The 17,612-nt window shown below is 73.7% G+C and carries 11 protein-coding genes; 4 read left to right on the top strand and 7 right to left on the bottom strand.

What is annotated here, in order from left to right:
- Window positions 1–68: 68 nt before the first annotated feature.
- The 5 genes from ACWDD9_RS16045 to ACWDD9_RS16025 form a co-directional block, all read right to left on the bottom strand.
- Window positions 69–1,238: an acyl-CoA dehydrogenase family protein gene (locus tag ACWDD9_RS16045; RefSeq protein ID WP_375873644.1), complete on the bottom strand. Its 1,170-nt coding sequence runs from the start codon at window positions 1,236–1,238 to the stop codon at window positions 69–71.
- A gap of 13 nt (window positions 1,239–1,251) precedes the next feature.
- Window positions 1,252–3,192: an acetyl/propionyl/methylcrotonyl-CoA carboxylase subunit alpha gene (locus ACWDD9_RS16040; protein ID WP_449811861.1), complete on the bottom strand. Its 1,941-nt coding sequence runs from the start codon at window positions 3,190–3,192 to the stop codon at window positions 1,252–1,254.
- A gap of 13 nt (window positions 3,193–3,205) precedes the next feature.
- On the bottom strand, window positions 3,206–4,804 hold the full coding sequence (locus tag ACWDD9_RS16035) for an acyl-CoA carboxylase subunit beta (protein WP_449811860.1): 1,599 nt from the start codon (window positions 4,802–4,804) through the stop codon (window positions 3,206–3,208).
- Entirely contained in the window at window positions 4,801–6,513 is a 1,713-nt protein-coding gene (locus tag ACWDD9_RS16030) for an acyclic terpene utilization AtuA family protein (RefSeq protein ID WP_449811859.1), read from the bottom strand. The genes ACWDD9_RS16035 and ACWDD9_RS16030 overlap by 4 nt, the downstream gene beginning before the upstream one ends.
- 208 nt (window positions 6,514–6,721) lie before the next feature.
- Window positions 6,722–8,749 carry a HelD family protein gene (locus ACWDD9_RS16025; protein ID WP_449811858.1) on the bottom strand — a complete coding sequence of 676 codons (2,028 nt, stop codon included), beginning with the start codon at window positions 8,747–8,749 and terminating at the stop codon, window positions 6,722–6,724.
- A gap of 452 nt (window positions 8,750–9,201) precedes the next feature.
- On the opposite strand from ACWDD9_RS16025, the gene ACWDD9_RS16020 reads away from it, so the two are divergent.
- The 4 genes from ACWDD9_RS16020 to ACWDD9_RS16005 all read left to right on the top strand — a co-directional run bounded on the left by ACWDD9_RS16020 (window position 9,202) and on the right by ACWDD9_RS16005 (window position 15,060).
- A complete protein-coding gene (locus tag ACWDD9_RS16020; RefSeq protein WP_449811857.1) occupies window positions 9,202–10,452 on the top strand; it encodes a cytochrome P450 family protein in 1,251 nt (416 codons plus the stop codon).
- 192 nt (window positions 10,453–10,644) lie between these two features.
- A complete protein-coding gene (locus ACWDD9_RS16015) occupies window positions 10,645–11,868 on the top strand; it encodes a C40 family peptidase (protein ID WP_117486669.1) in 1,224 nt (407 codons plus the stop codon).
- 179 nt (window positions 11,869–12,047) lie between these two features.
- The gene (locus ACWDD9_RS16010; RefSeq protein WP_049650434.1) at window positions 12,048–12,461 is read left to right on the top strand and encodes a VOC family protein; all 414 of its coding nucleotides are present in this window, start codon (window positions 12,048–12,050) and stop codon (window positions 12,459–12,461) included.
- A 223-nt stretch (window positions 12,462–12,684) separates the two neighbouring features.
- Entirely contained in the window at window positions 12,685–15,060 is a 2,376-nt protein-coding gene (locus tag ACWDD9_RS16005) for an ATP-binding cassette domain-containing protein (protein ID WP_449811856.1), read from the top strand.
- A 56-nt stretch (window positions 15,061–15,116) separates the two neighbouring features.
- On the opposite strand, the gene ACWDD9_RS16000 is transcribed toward ACWDD9_RS16005, so the two are convergent.
- Together ACWDD9_RS16000 and ACWDD9_RS15995 are read right to left on the bottom strand one after the other, a co-directional pair.
- Window positions 15,117–15,626, bottom strand: coding sequence for a GNAT family N-acetyltransferase (locus tag ACWDD9_RS16000; protein ID WP_049650436.1), 510 nt, complete (start codon window positions 15,624–15,626; stop codon window positions 15,117–15,119).
- Window positions 15,627–15,701: 75 nt separating this feature from the next.
- Window positions 15,702–17,570, bottom strand: a complete 1,869-nt coding sequence (locus ACWDD9_RS15995; RefSeq protein ID WP_449811855.1) for an endonuclease/exonuclease/phosphatase family protein — start codon at window positions 17,568–17,570, stop codon at window positions 15,702–15,704.
- Between the last annotated feature and the right edge of the window lie 42 nt (window positions 17,571–17,612).

The following is a 17,612-nucleotide window of genomic DNA, read 5'->3' as shown; positions in this document are numbered from 1 at the left end:
ACCGAACGGGTGGCCGACCGGGGTGGCGTGTGCGGCGGCGGCCGCTCAGGACCACCGGCGGCGGCCGCTCAGTACGACTTCGGCAGCCCGAGGGTGTGCTGGGCGACGTAGTTGAGCACCATCTCGCGGCTGACCGGGGCGACCCGGCCGACCCGGGTGGCGGTCAGCAGCGCGCCCAGCCCGTACTCCTGGGTCAGGCCGTTGCCGCCGAGGGTCTGCACCGCCTGGTCCACCGTCCGGGCGGCGGCCTCCCCCGCCGCGTACTTGGCCATGTTGGCGGCCTCCCCGGCGGCGAGGTCCTCGCCCGCGTCGTAGAGCAGCCCGGCCTTCTGGGTCATCAGCCGGGCCAGTTCGATCTCCACCGCGCACTGGGCCAGCGGGTGGGCCAGGCCCTGGTGGGCGCCGATCGGGGTGGACCAGACGGTGCGGGTCTTCGCGTACTCGACGGCCTTGCCGAGGGCCTGGCGGGCGAGGCCGAGCGAGAAGGCGGCGGTGAGGACGCGCTCGGGGTTGAGACCGGCGAACAGCTGGAGCAGGCCCGCGTTCTCGTCGCCGACCAGGGCGTCGGCGGGCAGCCGGACGTCGTCCAGGAAGACCTGGAACTGCTTCTCCGGGGCGACGAGTTCCATCGGGATCGCCCGGTACTCGAAGCCGGGGGTGTCGCGCGGGACGACGAACAGGCAGGGCTTCAGCTTCCCCGTCCGCGCGTCCTCGGTGCGGGCCACGAACAGCACCGCGTCGGAGTGGTCGATGCCGGAGACGAAGACCTTGCGGCCGGTCAGCAGCCAGTCCTCGCCGTCCCGGCGGGCGACGGTGGATATCCGGTGCGAGTTCGAGCCGGCGTCCGGTTCGGTGATGCCGAAGGCCATCCTGCGGCTGCCGTCGGCCAGGCCGGGCAGCCAGCGCCGCTGCTGCTCCGGGGTGCCGTAGCGGGCGATCACGGTGCCGCAGATCGCCGGGGAGACGATCAGCATCAGCAGCGGGCAGCCGGCGGCGCCGAGCTCCTCCAGGACGATGGCGAGGTCGGTGATGCCGCCGCCCCCGCCGCCGTACTCGGCGGGCAGGTTGACGCCGAGGTAGCCGGCCTTGCCGGCCTCCGCCCACAGTTCGTCGGCGGGCTCGCCGGCCCGGGCCTTGGCGAGGTAGTAGGCGGAGCCGTAGCGGCGGCCGAGGTCGCCGACGGCCCGGCGCAGGGTCTGGCGTTCGGGGGTCTCCAGGAGCTGACTGCCGATGGACATGCGGGGTCCTTCCTCAGGCTTCGGTGGGCCGGACGACGGCCAGCAGGGTGCCGGTTTCGACCTGCCGGCCGGGGGTGGCGCGCAGTTCGACGAGGGTGCCGTCGACCGGGGCGACGACGCGGTGCTCCATCTTCATCGCCTCCAGCACCAGCAGCGGCCGGCCGGCGGTGACGGTGTCCCCGACGGCGGCGGCGACCCGGACGACGGTGCCGGGCATCGGGGCGAGCAGCGCGCCGGGGTCGGTGCGGACGACGGGTTCGGGGAAGCGCGGCAGGGCGGTGAGCGCGGTGCCGCCGGCCGGGGTGTCGACGTGCACCCGGTCGCCGTACCGGGCGACGCGGTAGGTGCGGCGCAGCCCGCCCTCGGACAGCACGACCCGGTCCGGCGCGGCCTCGACGAGCTCGACGTCCGGGTCGTCCTCGGCCAGCAGGCCGGTGCGGGTGTGCCGGTAGCGGACGGCCGCCTCGGTGCCGTCCTCGGCCCGGTAGCGCTTGAGCTGCGGCTGGGAGGGCAGGTTGCGCCAGCCGGAGGGCAGCGCGCCGCGGCGGCCGGCGGCGTCGGCGAGGGCGGCGGCCAGCGCGGCGCGGTCGACGCCCTTCGTGTCCGGGGCGGTGAGGTCGGCGGCGTGCTCGGCCAGGAAGCCGGTGTGCAGGTCCGCGGCCAGGAAGGCCGGGTGGCGCAGCGCCCGGACCAGCAGCTCCCGGTTGGTGGCCGGGCCGTGGACGCGGGCGCGGGCGAGCGCGTCGGCGAGCCGGCGGGCGGCGGCCGCGCGGGTGGGCCCCCAGGCGATCACCTTGGCGAGCATCGCGTCGTAGTGCGGGCTGATCTCGCTGCCGGACTCCACGCCGGAGTCCAGCCGGAGGCCGGTGCCGGAGCCCGCTTCGACGCAGGTGAACTCCTGGTACGGGAGTGTCAGTTCGAACCTGTGCAGGGTGCCGGTGGCCGGCTGCCAGTCCTTGGCCGGGTCCTCGGCGTAGAGCCGGGCCTCGATCGCGTGGCCGGCGGGGGCCGGGGGGTCGGGCGGCAGCTCGGCGCCCTCGGCGACGGCGAGTTGCAGGGCCACCAGGTCCAGGCCGGTGACGGCCTCGGTGACCGGGTGTTCGACCTGGAGGCGGGTGTTCATCTCCAGGAAGAAGAACCGGCCGTCCCCGGCGAGCAGGAACTCGGCGGTGCCGGCGCCCGTGTAGCCGATCGCCCGGGCCGCGGCGCGGGCCGCCGCGTGCAGCTCGGCGCGGACCTCCGGCGGCAGGCCGGGGGCCGGGGCCTCCTCGATCACCTTCTGGTGCCGCCGCTGAAGCGAGCAGTCCCGGTCGCCGACCGCCCAGACGGTGCCGTGGGCGTCGGCCAGCAGCTGGACCTCGACGTGCCGCCCGGCGGGCAGGTAGCGCTCGCAGAACACCTCGTCCGAGCCGAAGGCCTTGGCCGCCTCCGCGCGGGCGGCGGCGAGTTCGCCGGGGAGCTCGGCCAGGCTCCGGACGACCCGCATGCCGCGCCCGCCGCCGCCCGCCGCGGCCTTGACCAGCAGCGGCAGGTCGGCCTCGACGGGCTCGGTGAGCGCGCCCAGCACCGGCACCCCGGCCTCGGCCATCAGCCGTTTGGCAGCGGTCTTGGAGCCCATCGCGGCGATCGCGGCGGGCGGCGGGCCGACCCAGACCAGGCCCGCGTCCAGCACGGCCCGCGCGAAGTCGGCGCTCTCGGAGAGGAATCCGTACCCGGGGTGGACGGCGTCGGCCCCGGCGGCGAGCGCGGCCCGGACGAGCAGGTCGGCGCGGAGGTAGGTGTCGGCGGGCGCGGCGCCGGGCAGCCGGACGGCGGCGTCGGCCTCGCGCACGTGCGGGGCGCCGGCGTCCGGGTCGGAGTGGACGGCGGTGGTCGCGATGCCGAGTTCCCGGCAGGTCCGGAAGACCCGGCGGGCGATCTCGCCCCGGTTGGCGACCAGCAGGTTGGTGATCATCGTCTGGGGTCCCTCACATCCGGAAGACGCCGTAGCCACGCGCGCCCTCGACCGGGGCGTTGTGGATCGCGGACAGGCAGAGGCCGAGCACCGTACGGGTGTCACGCGGGTCGATGACGCCGTCGTCGTAGAGCCGGCCGGACAGGAACACCGGCAGGGACTCGGCCTCGATCTGCTGCTCGACCATCGCCCGGATCGCCGCGTCCGCGTCCTCGTCGTACGGCCGGCCCTTCGCCGCGGCCGACTGCCGGGCGACGATCGACAGCACCCCGGCGAGCTGCTGCGGGCCCATCACGGCGGACTTGGCGCTCGGCCAGGAGAAGAGGAAGCGCGGTTCGTACGCCCGGCCGCACATGCCGTAGTGGCCGGCCCCGTAGGAGGCGCCCATCAGCACGGACAGGTGCGGGACGGTGGAGTTGGCGACGGCGTTGATCATCATCGCGCCGTGCTTGATGATGCCGCCCTGCTCGTAGTCCTTGCCGACCATGTAGCCGGTGGTGTTGTGCAGGAACAGCAGCGGGGTGTTCCGCCGGTTCGCCAGCTGGATGAACTGGGCGGCCTTCTGGGACTCCTGGCTGAACAGCACGCCCTGGGCGTTGGCCAGGACGCCGACCGGGTAGCCGTGCAGGCGCGCCCAGCCGGTGGCCAGGCTGGTGCCGTAGAGCGGCTTGAACTCGTCGAAGTCGGAGCCGTCGACGATCCGGGCGATCACCTCGCGCGGGTCGAAGGGCACCTTGAGGTCGCCCGGGACGATGCCCAGCAGCTCCTCCTCGTCGTACCTGGGCGGCTCGGCGCTCCGGTCCGGGCCGGGGCCGGGCTTGCGGTGGTCGAGCCTGGCGACGATCCGGCGGGCGATCCGCAGCGCGTCCGCCTCGTCCGCCGCGACGTGGTCGGCCAGCCCGGAGATCCGGGCGTGCATCTCGGCGCCGCCGAGCGACTCGTCGTCGGCCTCCTCGCCGGTGGCCATCCGCACCAGCGGCGGGCCGCCGAGGAAGACCTTGGCGCGCTCCTTGACCAGCACGGTGTGGTCGGACATGCCGGGCACGTAGGCGCCGCCGGCCGTCGAATTGCCGAACACCACGGCCACGGTGGGGACTCCGGCGGCGGAGAGCCGGGTGAGGTCGCGGAACAGGGCGCCGCCGGGGATGAAGATCTCCTTCTGGCTGGGCAGGTCGGCGCCGCCGGACTCGACCAGGTTGACCAGCGGGAGGCGGTTCTCCAGCGCGATCTCGTTGGCCCGCAGGGCCTTGCGCAGGGTCCAGGGGTTGCTGGCGCCGCCGCGCACCGTCGGGTCGTTGGCGGTGATCACGCACTCGACGCCCTCGACCACCCCGATACCGGTGACCAGGGCCGCGCCCACCGGGTAGTCGCTCCCCCAGGCGGCCAGCGGCGACAGCTCCAGGAACGGGGAGTCCGGGTCGACCAGCAGCTCGATCCGCTCACGGGCCAGCAGCTTGCCGCGCCCGCGGTGGCGCTCCACGTACCGGGGGCCGCCGCCCGCCAGCGCCTTGGCGTGCTCGGCGTCGAGCTCGGCGAGCTTGGCGACCATCGCGGCGCGGTGCCCGGCGTACTCGGGCCCGGCCGGGTCGACGCGGGTGGGCAGGACGGTCACAGCAGGACCTCCGGGATGTCGAGGTGGCAGGCGCGCAGCCACTCCCCGAGGGCCTTGGCCTGCGGGTCGAAGCGGTGCCGGGCGGCGACGCCCTCGCCGAGCAGGCCGGTGAGGGTGAAGTTGACCGCCCGCAGGTTCGGCAGCAGGTGCCGGGTGACGGGCAACTCCTCGGTCTCGGGCAGGAGTTCGCGCAGCTTCTCCACGGTGAGGACGTGCGCCAGCCAGCACCAGCCGTCCTCCGAGCGGGCCCAGACGCCGAGGTTGGCGTCCCCGCCCTTGTCGCCGCTGCGGGCGCCGGCCACCAGGCCGAGCGGGGCCCGCCGGGCCGGGCCCTCGGGGAGCGGTTCGGGCAACTCGGCTTCGGGCCGGTCGGGTTGGGCCGCGTGGCCGGTGACGGGCGCCGGCGGGACGCCGATCCGGCGGCCGTCCGGCAGGACGGCGGTGTGCTCGACGGCCTTCGGGTCGACGGACACGGCGCTGAACACCCCGTACGGCGTGCCCGGTCCGGGCGGGGCGGTGAGGTGGAAGCCCGGGTACCCGGACAGCCCCGATTCGACGGCGGCCTTGCCTAGTTGGCGCCCGACCTTGGCCGGGTCCTGGTCCCGGGCGGTCAGCCGCAGCAGCGCGGAGGCGGTCTCCTCGGTGGCGGCGTCCGGGTGGTCGGTGCGGACGAGGGTCCAGCGCAGTTCGGCGGGACGGGCGGCGGGCGGCAGCGCGTCGGCGAACTGCCGCCGCACCAGGGCGGCCTTGGCCTCGATGTCCAGGCCGGTGAGGACGTACACCACCTCGTTGAGGTGGCCGCCGAGCCGGTTGAGGCCCGCCTTCAGGGTGGGCGGCGGGGCCTCGCCGCGCACGCCGTCGATCCGGACCCGGTCCGGCCCCTCCTCGGTGAGCCGAACGGTGTCCAGCCGGGCCGTGACGTCCGGGCCGAGGTAGCGCGGTCCGCCGGTCTCGTACAGGAGTTGGGCGGTGACGGTGCCGGTGGTGACGGCGCCGCCGGTGCCCTGGTGCTTGGTGATCACGCTGGAGCCGTCGGCGCGCAGTTCGGCCAGCGGGAAGCCGGGGCGGGTCACGTCGTGCTCGTGGAAGAAGGCGTAGTTGCCGCCGGTCGCCTGGGCGCCGCACTCCAGGACGTGCCCGGCCACCACGGCGCCGGCCAGGGCGTCCAGGTCCTCCGGGGTCCAGCCGAAGCGGGCGATCCCAGGACCGACGACCAGCGCCGCGTCCGTCACCCGGCCGGTCACCACCACGTCGGCTCCGCCGCTCAGGCAGGCGGCGATCCCGAACCCGCCGAGGTAGGCATTGGCGGCCAACAGGCCCTCCGGCAGGCCGAGTTCGGCCCGGCGCGGGAGCAGGTCGTCGCCCTCGACGTGGGCGACGGCCGCCTCGACGCCGAGCCGCCGGGCCAGCGCGCGCAGCTCCTCGGCGAGCCGGGCCGGGTTGAGGCCGCCCGCGTTGACCACGATCCTCACGTCGCGCTCGCGGGCCAGGCCGAGGCACTCCTCCATCTGGCGCAGGAAGGTCCGGGCGTAGCCCAGCGACGGGTCCTTCAACCGGTCCCGGGCGAGGATCAGCATGGTCAGCTCGGCCAGGTAGTCCCCGGTGAGCACGTCCAGCGGCCCGCCGGTGAGCATCTCCCGCACCGCGGCGAAGCGGTCCCCGTAGAACCCCGAGGCGTTGCCGATCCGCAGTACCGCGCCGTCGCGCACCAATGCGCCTCCCCTGCCGGTGAGTTGGGCGCACCCTTCGACGGGCGCCACCGCCAGCAGCGTGGCACCGCCCGCAGAAAAAAGCAATCACGCTTGCTTGTTTTCTGCGATCCGGCGTACCCCGCCCCCGCCGCGCCCCGGTGTCCGTCCCGCGCCGGGTGCGCCCGCGGCGGCGCGGGCGCGGGCGCGGGCGCCGGGCCCTCGAGCGTCAGGCAGGCTGGACGGTGATCGTGCAGAGGCGCTTGGTGGCCCTGGTCAGGGCCACGTACAGGTCCCGCTCCCCGCCGGGGCGGGCCGCGGTGATCTCCTCCGGGTCCACGACGAGGACCCCGTCGAACTCCAGGCCGCGCGCCTCGGAGGCCGGTACGACGCGCGCGTGGTGGGCGATGCCCCGGGCCGTCAGCTCGCCCACCCTGGTGTCCGCGCAGACCACTCCCAGCAGCTCGCCCGGGTGCGCGGCGCTCTGGGCGCGGAGTTCCCGGAGGACGGCGGCGGCCAACCCGTCCGGGGGCGTGGTCACGGTGCGGGGGCTCTCACCGCCGCGCAGCGACCGGGTGGGCTTCTGCTCCGGGGCGATCCGCGCGAGCAGGCCCCGGACGCTCTCCAGGATCTCCTGCGTGGTGCGGTAGCTGACGGTCAGGTCGTGCAGCCTGAACCGCGGTCCGACGTGGGGGGCCAGCGCCTCCTTCCAGTCGCGCGCCGTCGCGACCGGGCCCGCCTGGGCGAAGTCGCCGACCAGCGTCATCGCCCTCGCCGGGCAGCGGCGGACGATCATCCGCCACTGCATGGCGGTCAGCTCCTGCGCCTCGTCGACGACCACGTGCCCGTACGTCCGCTCCGGAGGGCCGTCGACCAGGCTCGCCGCCTCGTCCAGCAGCGGCACGTCGGCGTCGGTCCACGGGGCGTCCGGACCGCGCAGCAGCAGGGACCGCTCCGGCGCGGTCAGCCGGGGCAGCTGCTCGGCGAGGGCGTCGGCGTCCGTCAGCAGCGCCCGCACGAGGTCGCCGGGCGCCAGCCGCGGCCACAGCGCCTCGACCGCCCGGTCGAGGCCGGCGTCGGCGAGGAGATCGGCCCGGAGGGCGTCCAGGTCCAGCTCGTGCGCCGGACCCGTGTCGGCCGCGCCCTCGCCTCGGTGCCGGCCGACCCCCGTGAACCGGTCGAGGTCCAGGCCCGTCATCGCGACGGTGTCGGCGTCGATCTGCTCCAGGACGTCGCCCATGTCCCGTTGCATCGCGTCGGTGACGGCGTCGACCAGGAGTTCCTTGAACACCTGGCGCGCGGGGTTGTGCCCCGGTACGGCCGCCGCGGCGGCGTCGCGTGCCGTGGCGACCTCCTCGTCGGACAGGTGGACCGGCTCCCGTCCGACCCGCACGGTGAAGTCGCCGGCGGGGGCCTGGTAGGCGCGCAGCAGGCCGGCCAGGGCGTCGGCGAGCTCGGCGCCGCCCTTGAGCCGCGCCGTGTCGAACCGGTCCGCCGCGGCCGGCGACACTCCGGCCAGCTCCCGGCAGGTCGCCAGGACGACGTCGTTCTCGCCGAGCGAGGGGAGGACCTGGGAGATGTAGTCGAGGAACCGGGCGTTCGGGCCCACCACCAGGACGCCCTCCTCCGCGGCGCGCGGGAACGCGTACAGGACGTAGGCCGCCCGGTGCAGGGCGACCACCGTCTTTCCGGTGCCCGGCCCGCCCTGCACCACGGTCACCCCGCGGTGGGCGGAGCGGACCACCTCGTCCTGCTCGGCCTGCAGCGTGGCGACGGCCGCCTCCATCCGGCCCGTGCGCCGTGCCGACAGCGCCTCGGTCAGCGGGCCGTCCCCCACGACGTCCTCCTCGGTCGGGGCGCTCCCGTCCAGCAGCTCGTCGCTCACCGAGACGACCGTGCGCTCCTCCAGGCGCAGGTGCCGGCGCCGCCGCAGGCCCATCGGGTGGACCGGCGTCGCCTCGTAGAACGGCCGCGCCGCGTTCGCACGCCAGTCCACCAGCAGGGGCAGGTCGTCCTCCTCCCGGTGCAGTCCGATCCGCCCGATGCGCAGGGCCGTGCCGTCCGCCCAGTCGATCCGCCCGAATACCAGGCCCTTTTCGGCGCCCGCCAGCCGGCCGATTTCCCTGGCCAGCCGATCGGCGGCGATTTCCCTCTCGTACGCCTCACCGGCGCTTTCCGCCGGGGCCTTCAGCAGACCCGCCCGGTGCATTCGCGCCTCGGAAAGCCGCTCGGCGAGGAATTCATACAGGGAGGACACATAATCCCGCTCCGACGCAACCGCGCGCGCAACGGGATCATTCGTATTCGACACGGGGGACTCCTTCGATTCGAGCCACACCATACGGTCAAAGCCCCTCGAAGGTAAGTCTTGACTTACCTGGTGAAGCCATGGCCTTACCGCCGATTCCAGGACGGCCGACCGTGCGGCGCATTACGCATTCCGCCGTTCCGCATATCGCCGATTTGCGTTCCCGATGCCCGTATGCCTTATCGGCGGGCCCGCCCCGGACGCCGGTGATGGTGTGCCGTGCCCGGGAAAAGGGGGGAAGATCCGGCGAGGCCGCCGGCACCGAATCCCACGGACGGGCCGCGGCCCCGTTGACGGCCGCGCCGTACCCCTCTACAACGGAGCACAGGCCCCGGAGACGGTGGACCGTGCCCCGGCACGGCCCGCCCGGGGCACCCCGAGAGATCCTGAGGAGCAACACCATGGCTCCAGATCCAGACGTCAGCCGCTGCCCGGTGCTGGACATGACCGCCCGGGACCCGCACCGACAGAACGCCGAGCTCCGCTCCGCCGGGCCCGCCGTGCGGGTCGAACTCCCCGGCGGCATCATCGCCTGGTCCGTCACCCGCAGCTCGGTGATCCGCGCCCTCACCGGCGATCCGCGAATCTCCCGCGACCCGCGCAGGCACTGGCCCGGCCTGGCCTCGGTGCCCGAGGGCTGGCCGATGGGCCCGATCGCGTTCCAGCAGAACTTCTTCAACCTCTACGGCGGCGAACACCGCTCGGCCCGGCGCCGGATGGCGCCCTCGTTCGCGCCCCGCCGGGTGTCCGCGCTGCGGCCCGGCATCGAGAAGACCACCGCCGACCTGGTCGGCGCGTTCCGCACGCTCGGCCCCGGCGAGGCCGTGGACCTGCGCCACGCCCTCTCGCGCCCGCTGACCATGACGGTGATCTGCGACCTCTTCGGCGTCCCCGCCGACATGCGGCCGCCCATCGGCACGGCGATGGACACCCTGCTGACGACGACGGCCACGAACGAGCAGATGACGCGCTCCCGCGCGGAGATCAACGTGGTGCTGACCGAGCTGCTGGCGCTCAAGCGGCGCGACCCCGGCCCGGACCTCGCCAGCGACGTGGCGGCCGTCGACACCGGCGACGGGACCGGCCGCAGCGAGGAGGAGTCCCGCGACATCCTCTTCCTGATGCTCGGCGCCGGATACGAGACCGCGGTCAACCTCATCACCAGCGCCGTCCAGGCCCTCCTCGCCCACCCCCGCCACCTGGCCGAGGTCCGCGCGGGCACCCTCGGCTGGGAAGCCGTCGTCGAGGAGACCCTGCGCTACGAGAGCCCGGCGATGCACCTCCCGCTCCGCTACCCGCTGGAGGACGTCGACCTGGGCGAGGGCGTGGTCATCCGGCGGGGCGAGCCGATCCTGCTCGGCTTCGGCGCGGCCGGCCGGGACCCGGAGGTCCACCCGGAGCGGCCGGACGACTTCGACCCGACGCGCCCCGACAAGGAGCACCTGGCCTTCGGCTACGGCCCGCACTTCTGCCTCGGCGCGCCGCTCGCCCGACTGGAGACCGAGGTGGCCCTGGAGGGCCTGTTCGGCGCCTACCCCGACAGCACCCTGGACCCGTCCCGTCCGACGCCGCCCCGGCTGGAGTCCGCCATCATCAACGGCCCCGCCGAGCTCTGGGTCGTCCCGACGCCCGCCCTGGCCGCCGGGGTGTGACGGCCCGCCCCGGTGCCACCCGGGGGCGAGCAGCCCGGCCCGGCGGCCGCTGCGGCACGTCCGCGCCGGGCTGCCCCCTTGTTGCCGGTAGTCGTGCCCGTGACCTGCACACCGGCAAGTGTGCGGACCACAGGAGGTATGGGGGACAGGACCATTGACCCGGAGTCAGCGGCTCCGGAAGTATTCGCGACCATGACTACGCGCGTAAACGTTCTGTCGCGGTGGCTGGTCGCCCCGCTGCGGTGGGCGGCCCTGCTGTCGCTGCTGGTGTCGGTCGGAGTGTTCTTCGCCGGTGCCGGGGCGGCCGAGGCGGCGCCCGCCTGCGGGGTGCTCTCCACCGGTGCGGCGCCGCAGGCGACCGCCGCCGTCCGCTCCGCCTGCGGGCTGATCGGCACCCCGTACTCGTGGGGCGGCGGCCACGGCTCGCAGCCCGGCCCGACGTACGGCCTCTGCGACCCCGCCAACGGCGCCCCCAACGACTGCAACGTCCGCGGCCTGGACTGCTCCGGCATGGTCCGCTACGCCTACGACCTGGCGGTCGGCGACGACGTCATCAACGGCACCACCCGGACCCAGTGGCCGACCTCCCGCGCCGTCGCCCGCTACTACCGGGCGGACGGGACCGCACCGCTGCTCCCCGGCGACCTGGTGTACTTCGGCAACACCGCCTCCACCATCCACCACGTCGCGATGTACCTCGGGCAGGGCTGGATAGTCGAGGCCCCCTACTCCGGCGGCTACGTCCAGGTGGCGGCGCTCTCCTCGCACGGCGACTACTACGGCGCCATCCGGCTGTACGGCCCCGGCTCCACCACCCCGCCGCCGACCACGCCCCCGTCGAACAGCGGCCAGTACTGGGTGGACACCCTCGCCAACGCGCCGGTGTACGGCTCCCCGACCTCCACCACCAGCACCGGGACGCTGTACCAGGGCACCAACTACGTCTACTGCAAGGCCTGGGGCCGCGAGGTCTCCAACGGCAGCGCCTTCAACCACTGGTGGCTGAAGACCGACCCGGACTCCGGCCCCGGCGGCCAGTGGGTGTCCGCGTTCTACCTGTCCCGCTGGGGCAACGACACCGCCAAGGACAACAACGGCACGACCATCCCCACCTGCCCCGGCGGCGGCACCCCGCCCGCCACCGGCAAGTACTGGGTGGACACCTTCGCCAGCGCGAGCGTCTACTCCTCGCCGACCTCCACCAACGCCACCGGGACGCTGAACCAGGGCACGAACTACGTCTACTGCAAGGCCTGGGGCCGCGAGGTCTCCAACGGCGGCAGCGTCAACCACTGGTGGCTGAGGACCGACGCCGACGGGGGCCCCGCCGGCCAGTGGGTCTCCGCGTTCTACCTCTCCCGCTGGGGCAACGACACCGCCAAGGACAACAACGGCACGACCATCCCCGACTGCTAGGAAGCCCCCTCCGCCCCGCGCCGGCCGTCTCCCCCGAGGCGGCCGGCGCGGTCGTTCCTCCCCGAGGAGCGCCCCGGGGAGGGACGCGGGGAGCGCCGCGGTGAGGGACGCGGGGAGGGACGGGAAGCGATCAGGATTCGAGAAGCGCGCGCCCGGGGTGCGCGCCTAGCGTTGCAGTCATGAGCGACCTCACCATTCACTGGACCTTCCTCCCGCACACCGACCCCGAGGCCTCCCTCGCCTTCTACCGCGACCTGCTCGGCTTCGAGGTACGCAGCGACGTCGGCGGCGGCCCGATGCGCTGGATCACCGTCGGCCCGGCCGGCCAGCCGGACGTCTCCCTGGTGCTGGAGCCGGCCTCCGCCGACCCGGGCCGCACCGAGGAGGAGCAGCGGACCATCACCGAGATGATGGCCAAGGGCACCTACGCCCGGGTCGTCCTGGGCACCCGCGACCTGGACGGCGTCTTCGACCGGCTGAAGTCCGGCGGCGCCGAGCTCGTCCAGGAGCCGACCACCCAGCCGTACGGCGTCCGCGACTGCGCGTTCCGCGACCCGGCGGGCACCATGGTCCGCTTCAACGAGCTGAGCTGAGCCGGGCTGGGCCGGGACAAGCCCAGCCCGAGGGCGCCGGGGCCCGTCCCTCCCCGCCGTCGGCCGCACCCGAAAGCCGTTCGATCCCGGCCGGATCGATGGTTGGATCGAAGGGTTCGAGCACACCGACGGCGGCAGCGGGGCGGGCCCGCCGGCCCCTCCCCCAGAGAGGCCTCAGAGAGACCCCCGAGAGACCGCCGAGAGCCAGGGAGCGAAGAGAACGATGCCCAAGCGGACGGACGCGCAGCCGCACGTCGCCGACAGCCACGACCTGATCCGCGTGCACGGCGCGCGCGAGAACAACCTCAAGGACGTCAGCATCGACATCCCCAAGCGCCGGCTGACGGTGTTCACCGGGGTGTCCGGCTCGGGCAAGAGCTCGCTGGTCTTCGACACCGTCGCCGCCGAGTCCCAGCGGCTGATCAACGAGACCTACAGCGCCTTCGTCCAGGGCTTCATGCCCACCCTGGCCCGCCCCGAGGTGGACGTCCTCGAGGGCCTGACCACCGCGATCATCGTCGACCAGCAGCGGATGGGCGCCGACCCGCGCTCCACCGTCGGCACCGCCACCGACGCCAACGCGATGCTGCGCATCCTGTTCAGCCGCCTCGGCACCCCGCACATCGGCTCCCCCAAGGCCTTCTCCTTCAACGTCCCGTCGATCAGCGGCGCCGGCGCCGTCACCGTCGAGCGCGGCGGCAGGACGGTCAAGGAGCGGCGCAGCTTCAGCATCACCGGCGGCATGTGCCCGCGCTGCGAGGGCCGCGGCAGCGTCTCGGACATCGACCTCAGCCAGCTGTACGACGACAGCAAGTCGATCTCCGAGGGCGCGTTCACCATCCCCGGCTGGAAGACCGACAGCTGGTGGACGGTCGGCGTCTACGCCAACTCGGGCTTCCTCGACCCGGACAAGCCGATCCGGAAGTTCACCAAGAAGGAGATGCAGGACTTCCTGTACCGGGAGCCGACCAAGGTCAAGGTCAACGGCGTCAACCTCACCTACGAGGGCCTGATCCCCAAGATCCAGAAGTCGATGCTCTCCAAGGACAAGGAAGCGCTGCAGCCGCACATCCGGGCCTTCGTGGAGCGGGCCGTGACCTTCACCGCCTGCCCCGACTGCGAGGGCACCCGGCTCAGCGCGGCGGCCCGGTCCTCGAAGATCGCCGGGATCAGCATCGCCGACGCCTGCGCGATGCAGATCAGCGACCTCGCCGCCTGGGTCCGCGACCTCGACGAGCCCTCGGTGGCGCCGCTGCTCGGCACGCTCCGGCAGGCCCTCGACTCCTTCGTGGAGATCGGCCTCGGCTACCTCTCGCTGGACCGCCCCTCCGGCACGCTGTCCGGCGGCGAGGCGCAGCGGGTCAAGATGATCCGCCACCTCGGCTCCTCGCTCACCGACACCACGTACGTCTTCGACGAGCCCACCACCGGCCTGCACCCGCACGACATCGACCGGATGAACCGGCTGCTGCTGCGCCTGCGGGACAAGGGCAACACGGTGCTGGTGGTGGAGCACAAGCCGCAGACCATCGCGATCGCCGACCACGTGGTCGACCTCGGACCGGGGGCCGGTGCGGCCGGCGGCACGGTCTGCTACGAGGGCGACGTGGCGGGGCTGCGCGCCGGCGGCACGGTGACCGGCCGCCACCTGTCCGACCGGACGGCGCTGCGCGAGGCCGTACGGAAGCCCACCGGCGCGCTGGAGATCCGCGGCGCGAGCACCCACAACCTGCGGGACGTGGACGTGGACGTCCCGCTCGGGGTGCTCACGGTGGTGACCGGGGTGGCGGGCTCCGGCAAGAGCTCGCTGATCCACGGCTCGATCCCGGTCGACGAGGGCGTGGTCTCGGTCGACCAGGGGGCGATCAAGGGCTCCCGGCGCAGCAACCCGGCCACCTACACCGGGCTGCTCGAACCCGTCCGCAAGGCCTTCGCCAAGGCCAACGGCGTGAAGCCGGCCCTGTTCAGCGCCAACTCCGAGGGCGCCTGCCCGACCTGCAACGGCGCCGGGGTGGTCTACACCGACCTGGCGATGATGGCCGGGGTGGCCACCACCTGCGAGGACTGCGAGGGCAAGCGCTACCAGCCGGCGGTGCTGGAGTACCACCTGGGCGGGCGGGACATCGCCGAGGTGCTGGCGATGTCGGTGACCGAGGCGGAGGAGTTCTTCGGCTCGGGCGAGGCGAGGCTCCCGGCCGCGCACCGGATCCTGGAGCGGCTGGCCGACGTCGGGCTCGGCTACCTGAGCCTCGGCCAGCCGCTGACCACGCTCTCCGGCGGCGAGCGGCAGCGGCTCAAGCTGGCCACCCACATGGCGGACAAGGGCGGCGTCTACGTGCTGGACGAGCCGACCACCGGCCTGCACCTGGCCGACGTCGAGCAGTTGCTGGGGCTGCTGGACCGGCTGGTCGAGTCCGGCAAGTCGGTCATCGTGATCGAGCACCACCCGGCGGTGATGGCGCACGCCGACTGGATCATCGACCTCGGGCCGGGTGCCGGCCACGACGGCGGTCGGGTGGTCTTCGAGGGCACCCCGGCCGAGCTGGTCGCCGCCCGGTCCACGCTGACCGGCGAGGCGCTGGCCCGGTACCTGGGCTGAGCCGTACCGACTCCGGGCCGCGCCTGCGCGGAGCCGGGGCCCTCCCGCCGGGCCGGTCAGTCCAGTGGGAGGGCCATCTCCAGGATCCGCGCCGAGGGGTCCAGCACGTACGGCGTGGACCCGCCGGTGTGGACGAACCCGCGCCGCAGGTAGAAGGCGGCGGCGCGGGGGTTGGCCTCGTGCACCCCGAGCAGCATCCGCCCGGCGCCCCGGACCCGCGCCCAGGCGAGCACCGCGTCCAGCAGGGCGTCGGCGACGCCGTGCCCGCGGCCGCGGTGCGCCGGGTCCACCCAGACGCCGATCAGGTCGAGCGCGCCGGGCTGCTCCCGGTTCGGGACGGACAGCATGGTGGCGACCCACTCCCCCGTGGCGTCCACCGCGACCAGGCCGAGCTTGTCGGGCTCGTTGACCCAGTTGCAGCGGGCCCGCCAGTTGCCCTCGCCCTGGTGGCTCGCGTACTCGTGGGTCTCGCCGAACGCCAGGGGCGTGTCGAGGAGTTGGGCCAGCCGTACCTTCCGCAGGCGCTGCCAGTCCTCGCGTCCGATCCGCTCGATCCGGTGGTCCATCGTCTCCCCGTCACACGGCGCTGCCTCCGCCGCCGGTGATCACCGGCGGCGGAGGCAGCGTAGCCGGTGCCCGGACTACGGCTTGATGCGGACCACCTGCGGGTCGTGGTCGCTGGCCTGCTGGGCGAACTCGGCGTTGATGTGCACCACGTCGTACTTGGCGTAGCCGACCTCGGGGCTGACCAGGATGTGGTCCAGCACCTGCGAGTTGCCCTGGTAGACGTACGAGTACTGCTCGGTCTCCGGCAGCTCGTTCACCAGGTCGCGCAGCACGCCGTCCTTGGTGAGCGCGGCGAGCGCGGGCGAGAACTGGTAGTCGTTGAAGTCGCCGAGGGAGACGACCTTGGCCTCCTTGTCGGCGGCCAGCAGCTTGGCGACGAAGGACTGCTCGACGGTGGCCTGCTTGATCCGCTGCACCTCGGAGCTGCGGGTCGGCTGCTGGAAGCGGCTGTCGATGCCCTGGTCGCCGCCCTTGCTGTTGAAGTGGTTGGCGATGACGAAGACCTTCTTGCCGCGGAAGGAGAACTGGCCGACCAGCGGCTTGCGGCTGTTGGTCCAGGCCTCGTCGTTCGGCTCGATCCGGCCGGGCGAGGCGGTCAGCGCGGTGCTCGCGCCGGTGCCGGTCACGCCGACGGCGGTGGTGGCGCTGCCGCCGGGGATGTCGGTGAAGGACACCCGCTGCGGGTTGAACAGGAAGACCTGGCGGATGTTGCCGCCGGGCTCGCCGCCGTCCTTGCCGTCCTGCGGGTCGACCGAGCGCCAGTCGTAGGCCGGGCCGCCGGCCGCCTTGATCGCGGCGATGAACTTGGCGACGGTCTGGCTCGCGTCCACCGTGCCGTCGTTCTTGTTGCCGTTGTTGTCCTGGATCTCCTCCAGGGCGACGATGTCGGGCGAGCGCAGGTTGGTGACGACGCCCTGGGCCAGCTCGGCGAACTTGGCGTCCGGGTTGCCCGGGGCCAGGTTCTCCACGTTGTAGGTGGCGAGGGTGAGTTCGCGGTCGCCGGCCTGGGCGGTGACCTCGCGCTGGAGGTGGTTGTCCTTCAGGGTGCCCATGGTGCCGGCGACCAGGGTGTAGCCGCCGAAGTTGTTGTAGTCCAGCGGGCCGGTGGTGGTGCCGGTCAGCTCGTCGCCGACGTTGGCGACCGGGAACGGCCGCTGGTTCACCGGGGCCTGCTGCTGGATCATCAGCCGGCCGACGTTGGGCTCCTTGTACGACTCGTACAGCAGGCCGCCGCGCTTGCTGCGCTGGTCCTGCTTGTCGGCGGCGACCCACAGCTCGTTGTACTTGTCGGTCGCCTGCACCACCCGGACGTCCTTGACCTGGACGAGCATGCCCTCCAGCGACTCGTAGAAGTCGAGGGTGTACTTCTCCGGCTGGAGCGTGCCGCCGTCGATGGAGCCGTCCGGGCCGGCCGGCGGGGCGTAGGTGCCGGGGATGTTGCGGGTGTCCACGACCACCGGGGCGGGCAGCGGGTTGCCGGCCGACAGGACGGTGACGCCGGGGGCGGTGATCTCGGTGATGGACTGCGAGCCGCCGCTGTAGTTCGGGTAGTACTCGGTGACCTTGCCGCTCACCAGCACCGAGTCGCCGACCTGCACGGTCGGGTTGCCGCCGGTGTAGACGAAGATGCCCTCGCTGGTGGCCGGGTCGGCGTCGGGGTTCGGGTCCTGGAGCCAGAAGCCCTTGACGCTGCCGTACGCGCGCACGCCGGTGACGATGCCGGGCACTCCGGTGACGGGCTTGCCGGCCTGCGGGGATATCCGGGTGCTGCCCTGGATGTCGTGGATCCGCAGCGGTCCGGCCTCGGTCGGGGCCGGGGTCGCGGGCGCGGCGGCGTTCGCCACCGGCAGCGGGACGAGCACCAGCGAGGCGGCCAGCGTGGCCGGGATCAGGGCGGCGCGCAGCAGGGTTCTGCGGGGGCGGGAGGCGGGGGCGGTGGTCACCGGGGCAGGGCTCCTAGCTCCGTCGTGCGGCACGGTCGTGGC

It is taken from the genome of Kitasatospora sp. NPDC001119 (assembly GCF_053598475.1).
Note: the sequence above shows the minus strand (reverse complement) of the source record. Positions and strands in the feature narration are given on the sequence as shown.

Bases quoted from the DNA above. Each gene is read 5' to 3' on its own strand.
- ACWDD9_RS16045 (WP_375873644.1), bottom strand. From the start codon at position 1,238: ATGTCCATCGGCAGTCAGCTCCTGGAGACCCCCGAACGCCAGACCCTG.
- ACWDD9_RS16040 (WP_449811861.1), bottom strand. From the start codon at position 3,192: ATGATCACCAACCTGCTGGTCGCCAACCGGGGCGAGATCGCCCGCCGG.
- ACWDD9_RS16020 (WP_449811857.1), top strand. From the start codon at position 9,202: ATGGCTCCAGATCCAGACGTCAGCCGCTGCCCGGTGCTGGACATGACC.
- ACWDD9_RS16015 (WP_117486669.1), top strand. From the start codon at position 10,645: ATGACTACGCGCGTAAACGTTCTGTCGCGGTGGCTGGTCGCCCCGCTG.
- ACWDD9_RS16010 (WP_049650434.1), top strand. From the start codon at position 12,048: ATGAGCGACCTCACCATTCACTGGACCTTCCTCCCGCACACCGACCCC.
- ACWDD9_RS16005 (WP_449811856.1), top strand. From the start codon at position 12,685: ATGCCCAAGCGGACGGACGCGCAGCCGCACGTCGCCGACAGCCACGAC.
- ACWDD9_RS16000 (WP_049650436.1), bottom strand. From the start codon at position 15,626: ATGGACCACCGGATCGAGCGGATCGGACGCGAGGACTGGCAGCGCCTG.